The following is a 17,335-nucleotide window of genomic DNA, read 5'->3' as shown; positions in this document are numbered from 1 at the left end:
ACCGGCACCGGCCACACGGTCGACCGCACGCAACGCACCTTCCTCTGCCGCTGCGGCCATTCCGCCAACAAGCCGTTTTGCGATGGGACGCATAAAAAAATAGGCTTCGTGGCATGAAAGGAGGTCCGCCAGCGTTAGTGTAGGATGAGAGTTCGCGCTCAGGAGGAAATCATCATGCGCACCATGCTTGTTCTTGCTCTGCTTGCCTTTGCCATGCCCGCCTACGCCGCCAATCATGCGGTTCAGATCAAGGGCATGAAATTCACCCCGTCCAAAATCTCGGTCGCCGTCGGCGACACCATCACTTTCACCAATGCCGACCCGATGACGCACACCGCCACCGCGCTTGACGGCTCCTTCGACACCGGTCATCTCGCCACCGGCAAGAGCGCCAAGGTCAAGATATCAGCTGCCGGCGCGCACCCATTCCATTGTGCGATCCACAGCTCGATGAAGGGCACCGTCACCGCGAAATAGCGGCGTCCTCGCCAGACTTGTCATCCGCCATGGCGATAAGACTTCCAGCATCGGTGGAAGCTGGTTACTAGCGTTGCGGCAAAGCTGCCAATCTCCCTCCTCGTGGGGGAGATTGGCTCTCTTCCCTTGGCCCAGCGCTCGCAGCTTTATCGCCCGCTCGGTATCGGCTAAGGGCATGGACAGATAATTTCGCCAGCCGGACCGCCATCAGCAATGACCGCCAAGACCAAGCCAAAGCCGCTGTTCCTCGGGATCGACACCGGCGGCACCTACACCGATGCCGTGCTGTGGTCAGAGACGGAAGGCCCGCAGCAGGGGCCGAACAAGGGCAAGGTGCTGGCCAAGGCCAAGGCGCTGACCACCAGGCATGATCTCGCCGTCGGCATTTCCGGCGCCGTCGACGCGGTGCTGCAGAAGGCTGGCACCGATCCCGCTGATATCAAGCTGGTCTCGATGTCAACGACGCTTGCCACCAACGCGCTGGTCGAGGGCCAGGGCGGTCGCGTCGCGCTGGTGATGATCGGCTTTTCCGAGGGCGACCTCGCCCGCGACGGGCTGAAGGCCGCGCTGGGCACCGATCCGGTGGTTTTTTGTCCGGGCGGCCACGACGTCCATGGCAATGCCGCCAAGCTCGATCTGTCCGGACTGGAAGCGGTGCTGCCGGAACTCGGCGCGTCGGTATCCGGCTTTGCCGTCTGCGCCTATTTCGCCACCCGCAATCCGGCGCATGAGATCGCCGCCCGCGAGCTGATCCGCGACAAGACCGGCCTGCCGGTCACATCAAGCCACGAGCTGTCGGCCAAGCTCGGCGGTCCGCGCCGGGCGCTGACGACGCTGCTCAACGCCAGGCTGATCTCGATGATCGACCGGCTCGTGGCGGCGACCGAAGGCTTTCTCGAGGCGCGCAACATTGCAGCACCCCTGATGGTGGTGCGCGGTGATGGCGCGCTGGTTTCGGCGGCCTTTGCCCGCCAGCGGCCGATCGAGACCATCCTGTCCGGCCCGGCCGCCAGCCTGGTCGGCGCCCGCCACATGACCGGGCTCGACAATGCTGTGGTCTCCGACATTGGCGGCACCACGACGGATGTTGCCGTGCTCGACAGCGGCCGTCCCAGGCTCGATCCGGAAGGCGCCACCGTCGGCGGCTTCCGCACCATGGTCGAGGCGGTCGCCATGCGCACCTTCGGCCTCGGGGGCGATTCCGAAGTGACGCTGGAGGATGGCGCGCTCAACCCGAAGATCCTGCTCGGGCCGCGCCGCCTGGTGCCGCTGGCGCTGGCCGGCATGGCCCATGGCAGCGCCGTCACATCGGAACTCGAACGGCAACTGCGGGCACCCAATCCCGGCCGCATGGATGGCCGCTTCGCGGTGCGCACCGGCGTGCCGGATCGGCTCGCCGCCGGCCTGACCGGCGCCGAAGCCAAGCTCTACGAGCTGATTGGTGCCGTGCCGCTCGCCATCGACAGGCTTTTGACCTCGAACGCGCAGAACGCGACGCTGAACCGGCTGGTGTCGCGCGGGCTGGTGCATGTCGCCGGCTTCACCCCGTCGGACGCCGCCCATGTGCTGGGCAAGCAGGCGAACTGGGATCCCGTTGCCGCGCGCCTCGGCGCCGAACTGTTCGCCCGCAAGCGCGACGGCCGTGGCCAATTCATCGCCGCTTCCCCCGAAGCGATCTCGGAGCGGGTGCTGGTGACGCTGACGCGCTGGTCGGCCGAATATATCCTCGAAACCGCCTTCGCCGAGGACGGCCTCGATGGTGCGTCGACCGTGGCGCATGCGCTGGTGCAGCGCGCGGTCGACGCGCATCCCGGCATTGCGCGGCTGACCGTGGCGCTCGACCGCCCGGTTATCGGCCTCGGCGCCTCGGCGCCGCTGCATTATGCCGGCCTGTCGCCGCTGATCGGCAATGACTGCGTGGTGCCGGAAGATACCGATGTCGCCAACGCACTCGGCGCCGTCGTTGGGCAGGTGCGGGTGTCCGCCGAGGCGCGGGTTAGCCAGCCCAAGGAAGGGCTGTTTCGTCTTGCCTCGGGTGAAACCGTGCGCGATTTCCTCGACGAGGCGGCGGCGATCGCAGCGGCCGAGGCCGATGTCCGCGCCATCGTCGCCCAGCGCGCCAGGGAGGCCGGCACCGACAGCGCCGAGATCGACGTCGCGACCGAATTCCGCGTCTCGACCGTCGAAGCCCAGCGCATGTTCATCGAGGCGCATGTGGTGGCGGTGGCCTCGGGAAGGCCGCGGATTGCGGTTTGAGCGCGTAATCTCCCCCTCGAGGGGGAGATGTCGCCGAAGGCGACAGAGGGGGTCGGTTCGACGGGACGCGACCTCCTGCTTTGAACAGAAGAGGCTAGCGCCTTACGTCCGGCGACCCCCTCTGGCCTGCCGGCCATCTCCCCCTCAAGGGGGGAGATCGGCAGCGTCGCCGCTCGCCAAAAACACCCACCTTCACCCTAAGCTGAATTGACCCGCCAGACCTGACATGCCAAAGGCCCGCAAAGCCTTTCATCTGGAGTAGCCTGATGACCGATCGCATCGAGATCGCCGGATTGCGGATTGCCCGCGAGCTGCATGAGTTCGTGGCCAAGGAAGCGCTGCCCGGCACCGGCATCGAAGCGGACGCCTTCTGGAACGGGTTTTCGGCCATCGTCCATGATTTGGCGCCGAAGAACCGGGCACTGCTGGCGAAACGCGACGCCATGCAGGAGAAGCTCGACGGCTGGTATCGCGACCACGGCGCCCCCGTCGATATGGAAGCCTACAAAGGCTTCCTGAAGGAGATCGGCTATATCGTTCCGGAAGGCCCGGCCTTCAGCGTGTCGACCGACAATGTTGACCCGGAAATATCAGTCATTGCAGGCCCGCAGCTGGTCGTGCCGGTCATGAATGCCCGCTATGCGCTCAACGCCGCCAATGCGCGCTGGGGCTCGCTCTACGATGCGCTCTACGGCACCGACGCCATTCCCGAAACCGACGGCGCCGAAAAGGGCAAGAGCTTCAACCCGGCGCGCGGTGCCAAGGTCGTTGCCTGGACGAAGACCTTTCTCGACGAGGCTGCCCCGCTCACCTCGGGCAAATGGGCCGGGGTCAACGGTCTGTCGCTGGCGCAAGGCGGGTTGCGGCTGAGTGCCGGTGCCGGCTCGACCACGCTGGCCAACCCGAAGCAATTCGTCGGCTACCGTGGCGACGCCGCCAATCCCGATGCGGTGCTGCTTGTGCGCAACGGCCTGCACATCGAGATCGTGATCGACCGCGACAACCAGATCGGCCGCACCGATCCGGCGGGCATCGCCGATGTCATCCTGGAATCGGCGCTGACCACCATCCAGGACTGCGAGGATTCGGTCGCCGCGGTGGATGCTGAGGACAAGGTCGTCGTCTACCGCAACTGGCTCGGCCTGATGAAGGGTGACCTGGCGGAAGAAATCACCAAGGGCGGCAAGAGTTTTGTCCGCAAGCTCAATCCCGACCGCTCCTACAGCGCGCCCGCCGGCGGCACGCTGACCGTGCCCGGCCGCTCGCTGATGCTGGTCAGGAATGTCGGCCACCTCATGACCAACCCGGCGATCCTTGACCGCGACGGCAACGAGGTTCCGGAAGGCATTATGGATGCGGCGATGACCGCTCTGATCGCGCTGCATGACGTCGGGCCGAAGGGGCGGCGCATGAACTCCCGCGCTGGCTCGATGTATGTCGTGAAACCCAAGATGCATGGGCCTGAGGAAGTCGCCTTCGCCGTCGAGATATTCGACCGTGTCGAGGCCCTGCTCGGCATGGCCAAGAATACCATCAAGATGGGCATCATGGACGAGGAGCGGCGCACCACCGTCAACCTCAAGGAAGCGATCCGCGCCGCCAGGGAACGCGTGGTTTTCATCAACACTGGGTTTCTCGACCGCACTGGCGACGAGATCCACACCTCGATGGAAGCCGGCCCGATGATCCGCAAGGGCGACATGAAGCAGGCCGCCTGGATTTCCGCCTACGAGGCGTGGAATGTCGACACCGGGCTGGAATGCGGGCTGGCGGGCCATGCCCAGATCGGCAAGGGCATGTGGGCGATGCCGGATCTGATGGCGGCGATGCTGGAACAGAAGATCGCCCATCCCAAGGCCGGCGCCAACACCGCCTGGGTGCCGTCGCCGACGGCGGCGACGCTGCACGCCACCCACTATCACAAGGTCGATGTCCATGTCGTGCAGGCCGCGCTGAAGAGCCGGCCCAAGGCGAAACTCGACGACATCCTGTCGGTGCCGGTCGCGGTCAGGCCGAACTGGACTCCCGACGAGATCCAGCGCGAACTCGACAACAACGCGCAAGGCATCTTGGGCTATGTCGTGCGCTGGATCGACCAGGGCGTCGGTTGCTCAAAGGTGCCTGACATCAACGACGTCGGCCTGATGGAAGACCGCGCCACGCTGCGCATCTCCTCGCAGCACATCGCCAACTGGCTGCACCACGACGTCTGCTCGCGCATCCAGGTGATGGATTCCCTGCGGCGCATGGCGGCCATCGTCGACCTGCAGAATGTTGGCGACCCGCTCTACCAGCCGATGGCGGCCGACTTCGACAACTCGATCGCCTTCCTCGCCGCCTGCGACCTGGTCTTCAAGGGCCGCGTCCAGCCCAACGGCTACACCGAGCCGGTGCTGCACGCGCGCAGGCTGGAACTGAAGGCGAAGCAAAAATAGGCCACGGGTAACCGAAGGTTCCCGTATCACTATAAATCACACTCGCTCGCAAAACTGTTCTGTCGCCGCGAAGTGAGGTAAGTCCTCGCAGCAGGAGGACGATTCTATGGCTATTGCGACAACTAATATTGTAAATTTGGACGCACTCATCCGCCGGGAGGATTTAGCCGCTCCGGGGGAGGTAGGCGAAGACATAAGTTCTTTGTCTATCGCGGGTCTGGAGCCAAAAGGCTTTCTGTATCCCGCACTGCGGAAACCGGATTTTCAAAGAGAGACTGCGAATTGGAGTCCAGAACAGGTCGCCGATCTTATTGGGACGTTTGCTCGTAAAGATTTGATACCCGCTGTTATCCTTTGGCGGGCAGGCCAGAATGTTTTCGTCATAGATGGCGCGCACCGCCTGAGCGCCCTTATTGCATGGGTTCATAACGACTACGGCGATGGGGAGGTGTCCAGGCATTTTTTCCAGAATGCAATTCCGGATGACCAGCAGGTAGCAGCAAAAAGAACGAGAGACTTGGCGGCGCTATCAATTGGCTCATATGCCGATCACAAAATGGCTATCGAGTACCCGCAGAACTCCCGCCCGGATGTTGCTGAGAGGGCGGCTAGAATCGGATGGCAAGAAATCCCAGCCCAATGGATCAGAAACGCCGACCATGACAAAGCGGAGAAAGCCTTTTTCCGAATCAATCAGGGAGGCACGAAGATAGATGCGACGGAGCGCCGTATCCTCGCCGCCAGGCGTTCCTCAACAGCCCTAGCGGCTCGGGCGATCTTGAGGGCTGGCACGGGCCACAATTATTGGAAGAAATTTGCTGAAGAGTCCCAAAGGGCAATAGAGGATCTTGGCCGCGAAATATCAGCTTTGCTCTTCGAGCCTACGATATCTCTTCCAATCAAAACGCTCGACTTGCCTGTTGCAGGACAGGGTTACGGCCCACAAGCGTTGCCGCTTGTTTTTGATCTGGTGAATTTGGCCAATCGAGTTCAAGTCAAAGACTCTAGCTATAAGGGGACGACCAGGGAGGAATCTCTAGACGTCGACCAAGATGGGGCAAAGACTGTAGATTATCTTGTGAAGGTAAGGGCCGCAATCTGGCGACTTTGCTCGACCAATCCCTCGTCCCTTGGCTTACATCCTGCGCTATATTTCTATGGCAGAAGTGGAACATTCTCTGCATCCTCACTTCTGACATTCCTGTCGCTATTTCGCGACTGGGACACCGGTGATTTTATTGCCTTCACAAAGGTTAGAGCAAAATTTGAAGAATTTCTGATGGTAAACCGCGGCATGAGTGAAGCGGTCAGAAAATTGGGAAGTGGCGTTCGCAGCAGACCTCGTGCGATTGCTTTCTACAAAGCGATTGTCGAGCATTTGAGCAAGGGACTGTCAGCGTCAGAGGTCGCAAAAATACTTAGAGACATGCCAGAATTCGAATTTCTAATTACTAGTCCTGACGAGCTCGACCTTGAGGGCGGATCGTTCTCACGAGACGTAAAGGGCGCGGCATTCATTCGGGATGCGTTGCCATCTGCGCCGAAATGTCCAACTTGTGGAGGTCTCATGCACAGAAATGGCATGCAAGTGGGCCACAGGCGCCCTAAACGGGATGGCGGATCGGGGAATCTTTCAAATGCTATAATGCAGCATCCATTCTGCAATAGTACCGTTGAAAACTAGCGCCCAAACCACCAATACCAGGTGGCGACGGAACCTCGTATTGCAGCAGCCTCAAATTCAGCCTAAGCGTGCCGCGCGGTTCGACAGGGTCCTCGGCCCGCGCTGTCACCGGGTCGACCATCGATGCCGTGAATGGTCTTCGACCTGGCTTCCGCGCGGAGATAGGGCGTTTAGGAAGCTGTATGGTTCAGGAGCCGAATGGTGGGATCGCGACGGTATTCGGAATTGGCGCGGTCCACGCCTTCCACCGTAATCGCGATCGTCCCGTTTTCCACTCTTGCTATCCAGCCTTTCGCTTTCAGATACCAGAGATGAAACTCGAGATGTTCTCGCGGACAGCCTGACAATCGTTCGAGCTCTACATCTCCGATCCCAGGATCGGTGACGTCGTGGCGGCGCTTTGCGTAAAGCAGCGACAGCAGTTTGGCCTGGATCACAGCATCCCGCTCGATGCCTTTGGTGTTGCTGGCTTCCTCGGTCAACTCGCGGCGAAGGCCGGCATGGTCTCTGTACGCGATGTCGTATTGAGCGCGCTTGACTGGATCCTTGAGCGTATTGTGGGCTTCCACGATTTCGCTGAAGCGGGCTTCATCGCCAGTCTGTTGATTGTCTGGATGATAGCGCATCGCAAAATAGCGAAATATGCGCTCCAGCGTTTCCGAGTTGGCATTCGGGCTAACTTCCAAAACTTCGTAGTAGTCAATGAACATAGCGGTACACCCTCAACCGCAATCATATTCGCATTGTCTAAATAAAGAACATCCAAAGCAGAAGCCCAGACTTAAGTCCGGCGTCGATAACGGCCACGCTTCTGGAAGAGGAAGAAAATGGCCGGCGCCCGTTCGGTGGGGGCCGTTGGGTGGTGAGGACGCCGGCCAAGCGGACAATCAGGTCCGCCGCACTGCAGAGATGGTCGATTCGCTGGGTGGCGGTTATGGCGTGATCGCGGAAGGCAACGTGGCAGGGTCAGCTTGTCGCGAGATCGCGTACTGCCAGATTTCGCCGGCAGGACCAAAACCCACAACCGCAAGCACGGCCATCAGCAGGCAGGTGACTTACGCCGCCTGCGCCACCCGCTCCGAACTCATCCGATAAGAAATCGCTTCGGCCAGATGGATGCGGCCGACGGTTTCGCTGGCGTCAAGATCGGCCAGTGTTCTCGCGACCTTCAACACGCGGTGGTAGGCCCGCGCCGAAAAGGCGAGCTTCTCGCTGGCGTCCTTGAGCAGCGACAGGCCGGCGGCGTCAGGCATGGCGATCTCCTCGATGACCGACGGCGCGCAATGCGCGTTGGTGGTGGCTCGGGTAGCGCCGAGCCGTTCGAAGCGTTCGCGCTGGATGGTGCGGGCACGCGCCACGCGCAGCGCCACATCGGCACTTTTCTCCGCCCGGTCCGGTCGGATCAGGTCGCTGGCCGAGACCGCCGGCACTTCGATCCTGAGATCGATGCGGTCGAGCAGCGGGCCTGAGATGCGCGCCTGGTAGTCGGTGCGGCAGCGGTCGCCGCGCAGGCAGCGATAGCCCGGCTCGCCGGCCATGCCGCATCGGCACGGGTTCATCGCCGCAACCAGCTGGATGCGCGCCGGGTAGGTGACGCGATGGTTGGCCCGCGCGATCATGCAGTCGCCGGTCTCCAGCGGCTGGCGCAGCGCATCGAGCGTCTGCGGCGTGAACTCGGGAAATTCGTCGAGGAACAGCACGCCGTGATGGGCGAGCGACACTTCGCCCGGCCGCGCGCGGATGCCACCGCCAACCATGGCCGCCATCGAGGCCGAATGGTGCGGCGCGCGGAACGGCCGCCGGTCGGTCAGCTTGCCTTCGCCGAGTTCGCCGGCCACCGAGGCGATCATCGACACTTCGAGCAGTTCCTTCGGCGCCAGCGGCGGAAGGATCGAAGGCAGCCGCTGCGCCAGCATCGATTTTCCCGATCCCGGTGGCCCGATCATCAGCATGCTATGGACGATAGACCCCCAGTTGGAGTAAGGCGTACACCCATGAAGAAGATCGACAGCACACGACGCCGAGCCTACTCATACGTGCGATTTTCTACACCGGAACAGGCCGCCGGCGACAGCTTACGTCGGCAGACTGACAAGGCCGCAAAATACGCTGCAAAACACAACCTCATTCTCGACGATAAGACGACGTTCCGTGACCTCGGCTTGTCAGCCTTTGGAGGTGCAAACGTTGCCGTAGGCGCTCTTGGTGACTTCCTCTCCCTGGTTCGGTCGGGTGACATCAAGCCCGGCAGCTGCCTTCTGGTGGAGAACTTCGACCGCATTTCCCGAGACAATATTTTGGACGCTCAGGCGGTCTTTACAGGCCTTCTTTCTGCTGGGATTACCATCGTCACTCTCAGCAACGAGCGCGCGTACTCTAGGGAGAGCCTCCGCGAGAATCAGTTTGCAATCTTCGAGATAATCATTGGTTTCATCCGGGCGAATGATGAGAGCGCTCGTAAGCAGGAACTCCTTCGTGCCGCGTGGCATGGCAAGCGGCTGAAGTTGAAGGAACGGGGCACACCCATGACGAGGCTAAGCCCTGGCTGGGTTCGGCTTCGCGAAGATCGGAGTGGGTTTGATTTGATACCCGAACGAGCCGAAGTGGTCCGCCGAGTATTCAACCTGACCTTGGTCGGCGAGGGGCAACACGCGATAGCGCAGATGTTGAACCGCGAAGGCGTCCCGGTGTTCCGTCGGGGCAAGATGTGGCACCGATCCTATATCAAGAAGATGCTGGCGGACCCGTCCGTAATCGGAGTGCATACGCCCCATCGGGTAGAGAGGATCGGCGGCAGAAAGCGGCGTATCCCGACCGAGGCTGTGGAAGGCTATTTCCCGGCGGCGGTAGACCGCGAAACATTCGAGCGGGCAAGCGAGTGATGAGCGCAATGATCTTCGCCGACAAGCGCCTTGAACGCTTCCCCCAGTTCACACGCAAGCTGTTCCGCAGGGGTGACAAGATCGCCGGGGTCGTTGATGCTATCGAGTCGAAGCATCCCCTGATAAAAGATCGCTTCCACTGCGGCATAGGGCACGATGTCCAGTTCATTGAGAGCCAGATCATGGTTGAGCTGTTGCTACTCATGAAGGCCAACAGGATCACTGCACTACCGATCCACGACGCGCTTATGGTGCCTGAGTCCACTGCCGCTACAGCCAAGGACGCCATGCTCTCGGTCTTCCAACAGATGACAGGTGTCGAGGGGATCGTCACCGGGGCGGGGGTCTAACCTCTTGTGCAGCCGACCTTCATCTGCATGTCTCTCGCTCCTACGTCCCTTCGCCCCTTGTCTCGTTAGGTGTCTATCCTGTCCCTGATACCCCTCACTTCCCCTCATGTGGAGCCTCAGTGCATGAGTAGGTGTTCACCCGGCGCTCCCCTAAGGGGGACTCGAGATTGACCGCGAAACTAGTCCGCAAACGCGAACGCAAAGCTGAGGTCAAGGCCAGGGCTACAGAGCCAAGCGCGATGTTCACCCGATGCCGAGTGGTGGGGTGCAGCAGGCCAGCCCGTGCGGGCACCGGGGACGGGCTCGACACGCGGTTCTGCCGGTCTCATGCCGACCACAACGCGCGTCACGGGAGCCCTTACCAAGCCTCGTACCGGGCTCGAGAAATCGTCCCATATAGGGTCGCTGCGCTCGCGTGGCTTGAGGCGAACCGTAGCGACAATTATGTCGCCAATGCAGTCGACCGTGTAGCCACCCTGCTGCAGACCTCAGGGCCTCATGTGGAGGCTTTCCGGTTGCGCGGGCTATCACCGCAGGAGCGCGCCAAGGCCGCTTGGGCGAGGCTGCGAAAGGCAGCTGTCGATCCTCGGCGGATAGTGGCGGCGTGGCTCGCAATCGAAATGGTCATCCGCGGCGATCCGCAGGCAGAACGCAAGGCTGAGTTCAAGCGAGTGCAGGCGGCTAAGCTGATCCACAAAATGGCCTCAGGAACGCACAAGCGCTGGGGTGAGGGTCCCACTTCCACAGACCTTCACGTCTACCCGAGGTCACGAGGACGAGTTCTTAGGCACATAGGCGAGGAGCTCGAGAAGGCCTGTGAGTTGCTGGTCGAGAAGCATCCCCCCGCCACTCTGGTAACTGGCGGGAAGAAACCAGCATGACAGCTCAGAGGCACGCGCCCCCGAGCCAGGAACAAACATCGCACGGTCTGCGCGCTCGCCTCGCAATGAAGCTACTTCGGTTCAATTCATCGGGTCGGTACCCGTTCTAATCCAATGTTCTAGCAGGGCATCGTGAAGCGGCAAAGTGGTACCAAGTCGGACCTGTTCACCATTCCATTTGGCCATGGCCGCCAACACTGATGAACCCTCCTTAGCCGCGTTGATATGTACGCGGAACTCTTTGTCGAGCGTATAGAGGCCGAGCTCAAAAGCCCTGTCGTGAGTGAGGCAAAGGTACAGACCATTACCAATGTGGCCTCGCAGGGACGGGTTATCGCTCCAGCGCGCTATGTGGGAAGCGACCAAGAAGCGATCATCGTCGACCGTACAGCCGGGGAAGCAACACCTCCCTCCGTAAGATGCTCTGATTCCTTTGGCAAACTCCTGTTGTCCCACCCGCCGCCTTGCCTCGGATAATACTGAGGCCGTTTTGACTACGGCGACGCTTTGGCCTGTTGACGGCTGCAGCCGCTCGTCGAACAAAGCCTCAAAGAGATCATCGTCGACCTCACTGAGGTAGGCACCATTGAGGCACTGAAGCCTACCCGCTTGCCTCACGAAGAATACGTTGCGCCTATCAGCGCCCCTCGCTCTGTTCCGCTCGAAGTACACCTCAAGGGGCTCTCGTCTTGTTCTAAATAGCTCGTTGAGATTGATGGGGGCTTCAAACGAAGTAAACTGCCCAAGTTCAGCGCGGTAGAAAGCTGCGGAGAAAGACCATCCCTTTGGCTCGGGCGGGCGATCGAGGGCCGCAGAGCCGTCTGTTGTTGCGATCGAATATCCCACAAACTCCGCATTAGGAGGGACGCCGCGCAGATGGAGGACGACGTCACCCGCCTTGATGTCTCCAACTTTGCTCCAGAAGGGCCAAGAGCTTCCGTTCTCCTTGTGGACCGGCGCCCATACACATTTGGTGAAGCCCCACGAGCCTCCCCCATGGGCGTCGTCACGGGACATCTCAAGGTACATCATTGTTGACCTTCCTGACGATTGGGCTGTGGCGGCACTACGCCTGACCGGTCGGCGCCCAAGGCCTATAAGGGTCTTTCGTCATCAGACTTGCAGCTGCAAGCCTTAGACCTCTTCATGGCGCTTAGACCGCATTGGATTTCAAATACTCGGCGACCTCGATTTCCTTCGTCTTAGAAAATACCCACCCCTGCAACGTTCCATTCCAACGACCGCCAATGTCCTTCAAGCCTTCCTTCAATGGCTTGGTATCACCTTTAACAACGAATGATCGCACCTCACCATCTTTTTCGTAGTCCTCCATGTAGACCTTGCCCTTCTTAGAAATCTTCTTGATGGAAGCAACGCGTTCCTTAAAAACCTCGGGTGATGGCCGAGACAAGGCCGATCCTGTAAGAAGAGTACGAACATTAATGCTTAATTGGTTAAATAGTTGCTCACGAAAATCTTCAAGGCTTGTGTAAGAACCAGTTAGTCCTATCTTCTGCATCCTGATCTCGAAGTCTTTAAGTGATTTATACTGGTCGATGTCGAGCTTGGTGGGATCGATGCGCCGAGATGAGAAGTAAACCATGACTGGCCTGCCATTCTCGATGAACCACTCAATCTCTTCTGCAGTCCCACTCTCGCTTACCCCAGTAGGTGACCCAAGTCGGGTCCAGAAAACACCAATCGCCATGTCGCAAGATGTGACAATCTGGTTGTTAATCACTCGTTGCGGGCGGTCCCCCATCAAGGGAGCGGAGTGTGTCTCCCACTTAACTGGCAACAGGACAACCGCGTTAGCTTCCGCATTAGTATTGTTCCATCGAGAAATTACTTCCGGTATGGCCTGCCGCTCTTCGTCCACGTCGCCCGGACTGGCGATCAGAATTTTGAATACCTTTGCGTCGAATGACATTTTGCCCCCTTAGCTTCGCAATCAGCTGAGGTACGACAATTTATTTAGAACTTCAATTTGGCCGTGCGAAAAACCGAACAATTCGGCCGCGTCATGACGCTATCAAGTCAAGCGTAGTGTCGTGTCGTGCTATCGACTTTACTATGAGAATAAATCCACGACGTCATCGGCTCGGTGGGCCTTCGCCGTGCGCTCTCTTGGGTCATTTGGTGATGCCAGAACGCACAGCGGACGCTGGGCAGGGAACTGATGAACCCTAAACAATTCTGCAAGGGTCTTTCGTTCACAACAGGAGCAGATTATGACCACCGGCGGCCGCCACTTCCAGCGCCCGCTTGGCGGTCTCCTGGCCCTTGATGTCGGCGAGATCGGGTAGGTCGCGCGCCGCGGCGTGGATGCCGGCTTCCGGTCGCGACAGCACCTGCGTGCCGCGAAAATGGTTGGCGATGGCGATCAGGCTGCGCGGCGCCAGGATGTCGAAATCCTTGCCCGCCCAGGCCGCTTCCGGCCCGCAGGCGAACGGGCAGATCAAGCCCTTGCCCTCGGCATTGGCGGCGATCGCCGCCGGCAAGGCGCCGGCGACGGCGGCAATCGTGCCGTCGAGCGACAATTCGCCAAGCACGACATAGCCGGCCAGCATGTCGCCCGGAATGGCGCCAAGGGCGGCCATCAGGCCAAGCGCGATCGGCAGATCGTAATGGCTGCCTTCCTTGGGCAGATCGGCGGGCGCCAGATTGACCGTAACCTTCTTCGACGGCATCGACAGGCCGGAAGCATGAAGTGCTGCCTGCACGCGCTCGCGGCTTTCGGCCACCGCCTTGTCGGCGAGGCCGACGATGTGCATGTTGACCTTGCCGGGCGCGATCATCACCTGCACGTCGACCGGCACGGCCTCGATGCCCTGGAAAGCGACCGTGCGAACCCGCGCCACCATCGTGCAACCCCAATTTAGGCTGGCCCCAGCCCGTGCGATCAGGCCAGGAATGGCCCCCTCGGGGAGACAATCACAATTCTCTGGTCAAATCAAGAACATTACGGGAACACATGAGCGCGCAGGTTGCAGCCGAATTGAGCCCGGTTGCAAAAACGGAACATGGTTAAGACAAAGTGAAAACGGGTTACTTCCGCTTGTCCTCGACCGCGTCCCAGAACAGGCTGGCGATGTCGGCGCCGCCGAAGCGCTTGACCTCGCGCACGCCGGTGGGCGAGGTCACGTTGATCTCGGTCATGTAGTCGCCGATGACGTCGATGCCGACGAGGATGAAGCCGCGCTCCTTCAGCGACGGTCCGATGCGGGCGCAGATCTCGCGCTCGCGTTCTGTCAGTTCGGTTTTTTCGGCGCGGCCGCCGACATGCATGTTGGAGCGGGAATCATGCTCGGCCGGCACCCGGTTGATGGCGCCGACCGGCTCGCCGTCGATCAGGATGATGCGCTTGTCGCCCTTGCGCACGTCCTTGAGGTAGCGCTGCACGATATAGGGTTCGCGGAACATCTGGCCGAACATTTCGAGCAGCGAGGCAAGGTTGCGGTCGGCCTCGTGCAGATGGAAGATGCCGGCGCCGCCATTGCCGTAGAGCGGCTTGACGATGATGTCGCCGAACTCCTTGCGGAAGGCGGCAACTTCGAGCGGATCCTTGGTGATCAGCGTGTCCGGCATCAGGTCGGAAAACTCGGTGACGAAGATCTTTTCCGGGCTGTTGCGCACCCAGGCCGGGTCGTTGACCACCAATGTCCCGGGATGGATGCGCTCCAGGATGTGCGTGGTGGTGATGTAGTTCATGTCGAAGGGCGGATCCTGGCGCAGCAGGACGACGTCCATTTCCGCGAGATCGGTGCGTACCTGCTCGCCCAGCGAATAATGGGCTCCCTTCTCGTCGCGCACCTGCATCTCCTCGATGCGGGCAAACACCTTGCCGTCGCGCAACGACAGCCGGTCGGGCGTGTAGTGGAACAGCTGATGGCCGCGCTGCTGCGCCTCCAGCGACAGCGCGAACGAGGTGTCGCCGGCGATCGACACGGTGGAGATGTGGTCCATCTGGACGGCGATTTTCAGCTTCATGGCGGGTCTCCGGCGGCTCGGATGGGCGACTGTCTTGCCTGTACAGGCTCACTGCCCGTCTGCCAATCGCGACATTTTGAAGATTGGCATCAGAAGTCGCAAACCCGAGCCAGCGTCCGATCTGCCCCGGCCATCTGGAAACAAGGCGAACAGCGCGTCATCGCTTTCTTAAGCCTAGCCGTGCAAAGGTAAGCCCCGAATGCGCCCGGCAGTGTTGACGCAGCCCCGGGCACTCGATGGAACAACGACCATGAACGCCGTCACCGCCATCCGCGCCGCCGCAACCAGACAGCTCGAACTCACAATCCTGATGCCATGCCCCAACGATGACTTACTGGTCGATGACCTACCCGCCGATGACTTGCCGGCCAACCAGCTGCCGGCGCGCGACGCATGAGCGAAGCATTGCCGGCCTTTGTCCAGACACGCCTGTTCCGATTCCTGACGGTCGGCGTCGGCGCCGCATTGCTGTTCTTCGTTCTGTCGTGGCTCCTGGTGTCGCTGGGCCTTTCGCCCTTCATCGGTAGTGTCGTCGCCTATGCGATTGCCGTTGTTGTTGCCTATAGCGCACAGCGCGGCTGGACATTCGGCGGCCAGCACGATCACGTCAGCGCCATGCCGCGCTATCTTGCGCTGCAGCTCGGATGCGCTCTGTTTTCGGGCCTGGTGTCGCACCTGGCGGTCACGCGTTTCGGCTTGTCAGCGCTCGCCATGTCGGCGCTGACGACGGTTGCCGCAGGCGCGGTGAGCTACGTCATGTCGTTGCAATGGGTGTTTCCGACGCGCGGCTAGCGCGTTTTTTGCGCGTCGTTTTTTCGCCTTGTGGAGGGACTGTCGCCGACCCGCGCCGACCCTCGCATCGGTCCCCGTGCACATGACGCCGCTTAGCCGCGAAAAATCGATTTCGCGATACGTTTCCTAAAGGGTTTGCTGCCAGTCTCGAAATAAATTCCGACGTCACAAAACAGGGACACCGATGCAAACTTCGTTTGGCACCGGTCAGGCAAACAGGGAGAGCACGGATCTGGCATTCACAGATCCGTTGACCGGGCTTGGCAACCATCGCCGCTTCTTCGACAAGGTCGATCGCCTGATCAGCGACCGTGCCGACGATCCCGCACCCTTTACCGTCGGTATTCTCGACCTCGACGGCTTCAAGCCGATCAACGATTTGTTCGGCCACAAGGCCGGCGACGACATCCTGATCCAGGTCGCCATGCGGTTGCGCGCCTCGATGGACGGCCACTCAACGGTCTGCCGCATCGGCGCCGACGAGTTCGCCTTTCTCTATCCCCTGGTGTTCAGCGAGGATGCAGCGGCCGAAAAGTCCCGCATGCTGATCGAGATACTGTCGGCGCCCTATGATGTCGGCGAACGCACCGCCAGGCTTTCGGCCTCGGTCGGCTGCTCGCTGTTCTATTCCGGCGACGAGACCACCGAGATCCTCATCAACAAGGCAGAGACGGCGCTCTACCATGCCAAGCGTTCCGGCCGTGGCCGTGTCGTTGTCTACACCCGCGAGATGGAAGAAGCGGCCAAGCGCGTCACCCGCATCGAACAGGCGCTGCGTCGCGCCGTCTCGGCCGGCGAGGTGGAGCCGCATTTCCAGCCGATCGTCGACCTCAACACGCGCCGCACCATCGGCTTCGAGACGCTGGCGCGGTGGACCGATCGCGACCTTGGCTCGGTGCCGCCCACGGTCTTCATTCCCATCGCCGAGGAGCGCGGCATCATCGGCCCGCTGTCGCAGCTGGTACTGCGCAAGGCGACCGAAGCCGCCAGAAGCTGGCCGAAGGACCTGTTCCTGTCGTTCAACCTGTCGCCCTCGCAGCTCGTCGACCAGAACACCGGCCTGCACATACTGGCGATCCTCGACCGCACCGGCTTCGATCCGCGCCGGCTGGAGATCGAGATCACCGAGACCGGCCTGATGAACGACCCGGCTTCGGCCGCGCAGATCGTCGAGGATCTGCGCCGCGTCGGCATCCGCGTTTCGCTCGACGATTTCGGCACCGGCCAGTCCTCGCTCGGCCGTCTGCGCGAATTCCATTTCGACAAGCTCAAGATCGACCGCGCCTTCGTCTCCTCCATTCTCGATGACAGGCCGTCCGAACACATCATCCGCGCCATTCTCGCCATGTGCGAGGGGCTTGGCATGGACGTCGTCGCCGAAGGCATCGAGCAGGAAGCGCAGGCCGACCGCCTGGTCCAATTCGGCTGCGCCGGCGGGCAAGGCTATCTGTTCGGCAAGCCGGTCGACGCCGACGCCACGCTCGGCTATCTCCGCGATTCCTTCCGCGGCGCCTTGCGCGCCAAGGCGATCTGACCGGCGATTCCCCCGCGGTCCGCAATCCCGACGGTGCCGCTGTGCGCACCCGGT

Annotated in this window: 14 protein-coding genes and 2 pseudogenes; 10 read left to right on the top strand and 6 right to left on the bottom strand. The window is 61.1% G+C overall.

All coding sequences use genetic code 11. From position 1 onward, the window contains the following. The 5 genes from EN935_RS00575 to EN935_RS00555 all read left to right on the top strand — a co-directional run. Positions 1–117: CDGSH iron-sulfur domain-containing protein (locus EN935_RS00575; protein ID WP_206534481.1), on the top strand; the 117-nt coding region annotated here is incomplete at its 5' end. Positions 118–174: 57 nt separating this feature from the next. Further along, complete coding sequence (locus EN935_RS00570) at positions 175–477, top strand: cupredoxin family copper-binding protein (RefSeq protein ID WP_109667551.1); 303 nt, start codon at positions 175–177, stop codon at positions 475–477. 213 nt (positions 478–690) lie between these two features. After that, positions 691–2,733 (top strand): hydantoinase/oxoprolinase family protein, encoded by a 2,043-nt coding sequence (locus EN935_RS00565; protein ID WP_127262201.1) that lies wholly within the window; start codon positions 691–693, stop codon positions 2,731–2,733. A gap of 266 nt (positions 2,734–2,999) precedes the next feature. Beyond that, on the top strand, positions 3,000–5,168 hold the full coding sequence (locus EN935_RS00560; protein WP_127262999.1) for a malate synthase G: 2,169 nt from the start codon (positions 3,000–3,002) through the stop codon (positions 5,166–5,168). Between the two features lie 106 nt (positions 5,169–5,274). Beyond that, on the top strand, positions 5,275–6,852 hold the full coding sequence (locus tag EN935_RS00555) for a DUF262 domain-containing protein (RefSeq protein ID WP_127263000.1): 1,578 nt from the start codon (positions 5,275–5,277) through the stop codon (positions 6,850–6,852). 170 nt (positions 6,853–7,022) lie between these two features. Here the strand turns inward: EN935_RS00555 and EN935_RS00550 are convergent, their stop codons facing one another. Together EN935_RS00550 and EN935_RS00545 are read right to left on the bottom strand one after the other, a co-directional pair. After that, a complete protein-coding gene (locus tag EN935_RS00550) occupies positions 7,023–7,562 on the bottom strand; it encodes a J domain-containing protein (RefSeq protein ID WP_127263001.1) in 540 nt (179 codons plus the stop codon). Between the two features lie 345 nt (positions 7,563–7,907). Beyond that, positions 7,908–8,810, bottom strand: a pseudogene (locus EN935_RS00545) (ATP-binding protein); the annotation flags it as partial. Positions 8,811–8,846: 36 nt separating this feature from the next. Here EN935_RS00545 and EN935_RS00540 point away from each other — a divergent pair. Both EN935_RS00540 and EN935_RS00535 read left to right on the top strand, forming a co-directional pair. After that, the gene (locus tag EN935_RS00540; RefSeq protein ID WP_164757588.1) at positions 8,847–9,734 is read left to right on the top strand and encodes a recombinase family protein; all 888 of its coding nucleotides are present in this window, start codon (positions 8,847–8,849) and stop codon (positions 9,732–9,734) included. Further along, positions 9,734–10,084: a hypothetical protein gene (locus tag EN935_RS00535; RefSeq protein ID WP_206532358.1), complete on the top strand. Its 351-nt coding sequence runs from the start codon at positions 9,734–9,736 to the stop codon at positions 10,082–10,084. Before EN935_RS00540 ends, EN935_RS00535 begins: the two co-directional genes overlap by 1 nt. A 962-nt stretch (positions 10,085–11,046) precedes the next feature. On the opposite strand, the gene EN935_RS00525 is transcribed toward EN935_RS00535, so the two are convergent. The 4 genes and pseudogenes from EN935_RS00525 to gshB all read right to left on the bottom strand — a co-directional run bounded on the left by EN935_RS00525 (position 11,047) and on the right by gshB (position 14,955). Next, positions 11,047–11,997, bottom strand: a complete 951-nt coding sequence (locus EN935_RS00525; protein ID WP_127263004.1) for an HNH endonuclease — start codon at positions 11,995–11,997, stop codon at positions 11,047–11,049. Between the two features lie 121 nt (positions 11,998–12,118). Further along, entirely contained in the window at positions 12,119–12,895 is a 777-nt protein-coding gene (locus EN935_RS00520; protein WP_127263005.1) for a hypothetical protein, read from the bottom strand. A 286-nt stretch (positions 12,896–13,181) separates the two neighbouring features. Continuing rightward, positions 13,182–13,829: pseudogene (locus EN935_RS00515) on the bottom strand (magnesium chelatase domain-containing protein); the annotation flags it as partial. 184 nt (positions 13,830–14,013) lie between these two features. Further along, the gene (gshB, locus tag EN935_RS00510; protein ID WP_127263006.1) at positions 14,014–14,955 is read right to left on the bottom strand and encodes a glutathione synthase; all 942 of its coding nucleotides are present in this window, start codon (positions 14,953–14,955) and stop codon (positions 14,014–14,016) included. A 250-nt stretch (positions 14,956–15,205) separates the two neighbouring features. Here gshB and EN935_RS40580 point away from each other — a divergent pair, with 250 nt between their 5' ends. The 3 genes from EN935_RS40580 (at position 15,206) to EN935_RS00500 (ending at position 17,281) form a co-directional block, all read left to right on the top strand. After that, positions 15,206–15,352, top strand: a complete 147-nt coding sequence (locus tag EN935_RS40580) for a hypothetical protein (protein WP_164548507.1) — start codon at positions 15,206–15,208, stop codon at positions 15,350–15,352. Next, a complete protein-coding gene (locus EN935_RS00505) occupies positions 15,349–15,747 on the top strand; it encodes a GtrA family protein (RefSeq protein WP_127263007.1) in 399 nt (132 codons plus the stop codon). The genes EN935_RS40580 and EN935_RS00505 overlap by 4 nt, the downstream gene beginning before the upstream one ends. Before the next feature lie 184 nt (positions 15,748–15,931). Continuing rightward, positions 15,932–17,281, top strand: a complete 1,350-nt coding sequence (locus EN935_RS00500; protein WP_109667529.1) for an EAL domain-containing protein — start codon at positions 15,932–15,934, stop codon at positions 17,279–17,281. The last annotated feature ends 54 nt before the right edge of the window (positions 17,282–17,335 follow it).

Origin of the sequence: Mesorhizobium sp. M7D.F.Ca.US.004.03.1.1 (assembly GCF_003998635.1) — a bacterium.
Classification (GTDB): Bacteria; Pseudomonadota; Alphaproteobacteria; order Rhizobiales; family Rhizobiaceae; genus Mesorhizobium; species Mesorhizobium loti.
This window is presented reverse-complemented; position numbering and strand designations above follow the sequence as displayed.

Coding starts and splice junctions, on each gene's coding strand:
- EN935_RS00565 (WP_127262201.1), top strand. CDS start 691: ATGACCGCCAAGACCAAGCCAAAGCCGCTGTTCCTCGGGATCGACACC.
- EN935_RS00535 (WP_206532358.1), top strand. CDS start 9,734: ATGAGCGCAATGATCTTCGCCGACAAGCGCCTTGAACGCTTCCCCCAG.
- EN935_RS00525 (WP_127263004.1), bottom strand. CDS start 11,997: ATGATGTACCTTGAGATGTCCCGTGACGACGCCCATGGGGGAGGCTCG.
- EN935_RS00505 (WP_127263007.1), top strand. CDS start 15,349: ATGAGCGAAGCATTGCCGGCCTTTGTCCAGACACGCCTGTTCCGATTC.
- EN935_RS00540 (WP_164757588.1), top strand. CDS start 8,847: ATGAAGAAGATCGACAGCACACGACGCCGAGCCTACTCATACGTGCGA.
- gshB (WP_127263006.1), bottom strand. CDS start 14,955: ATGAAGCTGAAAATCGCCGTCCAGATGGACCACATCTCCACCGTGTCG.
- EN935_RS00570 (WP_109667551.1), top strand. CDS start 175: ATGCGCACCATGCTTGTTCTTGCTCTGCTTGCCTTTGCCATGCCCGCC.
- EN935_RS00520 (WP_127263005.1), bottom strand. CDS start 12,895: ATGTCATTCGACGCAAAGGTATTCAAAATTCTGATCGCCAGTCCGGGC.
- EN935_RS00555 (WP_127263000.1), top strand. CDS start 5,275: ATGGCTATTGCGACAACTAATATTGTAAATTTGGACGCACTCATCCGC.
- EN935_RS40580 (WP_164548507.1), top strand. CDS start 15,206: ATGAACGCCGTCACCGCCATCCGCGCCGCCGCAACCAGACAGCTCGAA.
- EN935_RS00550 (WP_127263001.1), bottom strand. CDS start 7,562: ATGTTCATTGACTACTACGAAGTTTTGGAAGTTAGCCCGAATGCCAAC.
- EN935_RS00500 (WP_109667529.1), top strand. CDS start 15,932: ATGCAAACTTCGTTTGGCACCGGTCAGGCAAACAGGGAGAGCACGGAT.
- EN935_RS00560 (WP_127262999.1), top strand. CDS start 3,000: ATGACCGATCGCATCGAGATCGCCGGATTGCGGATTGCCCGCGAGCTG.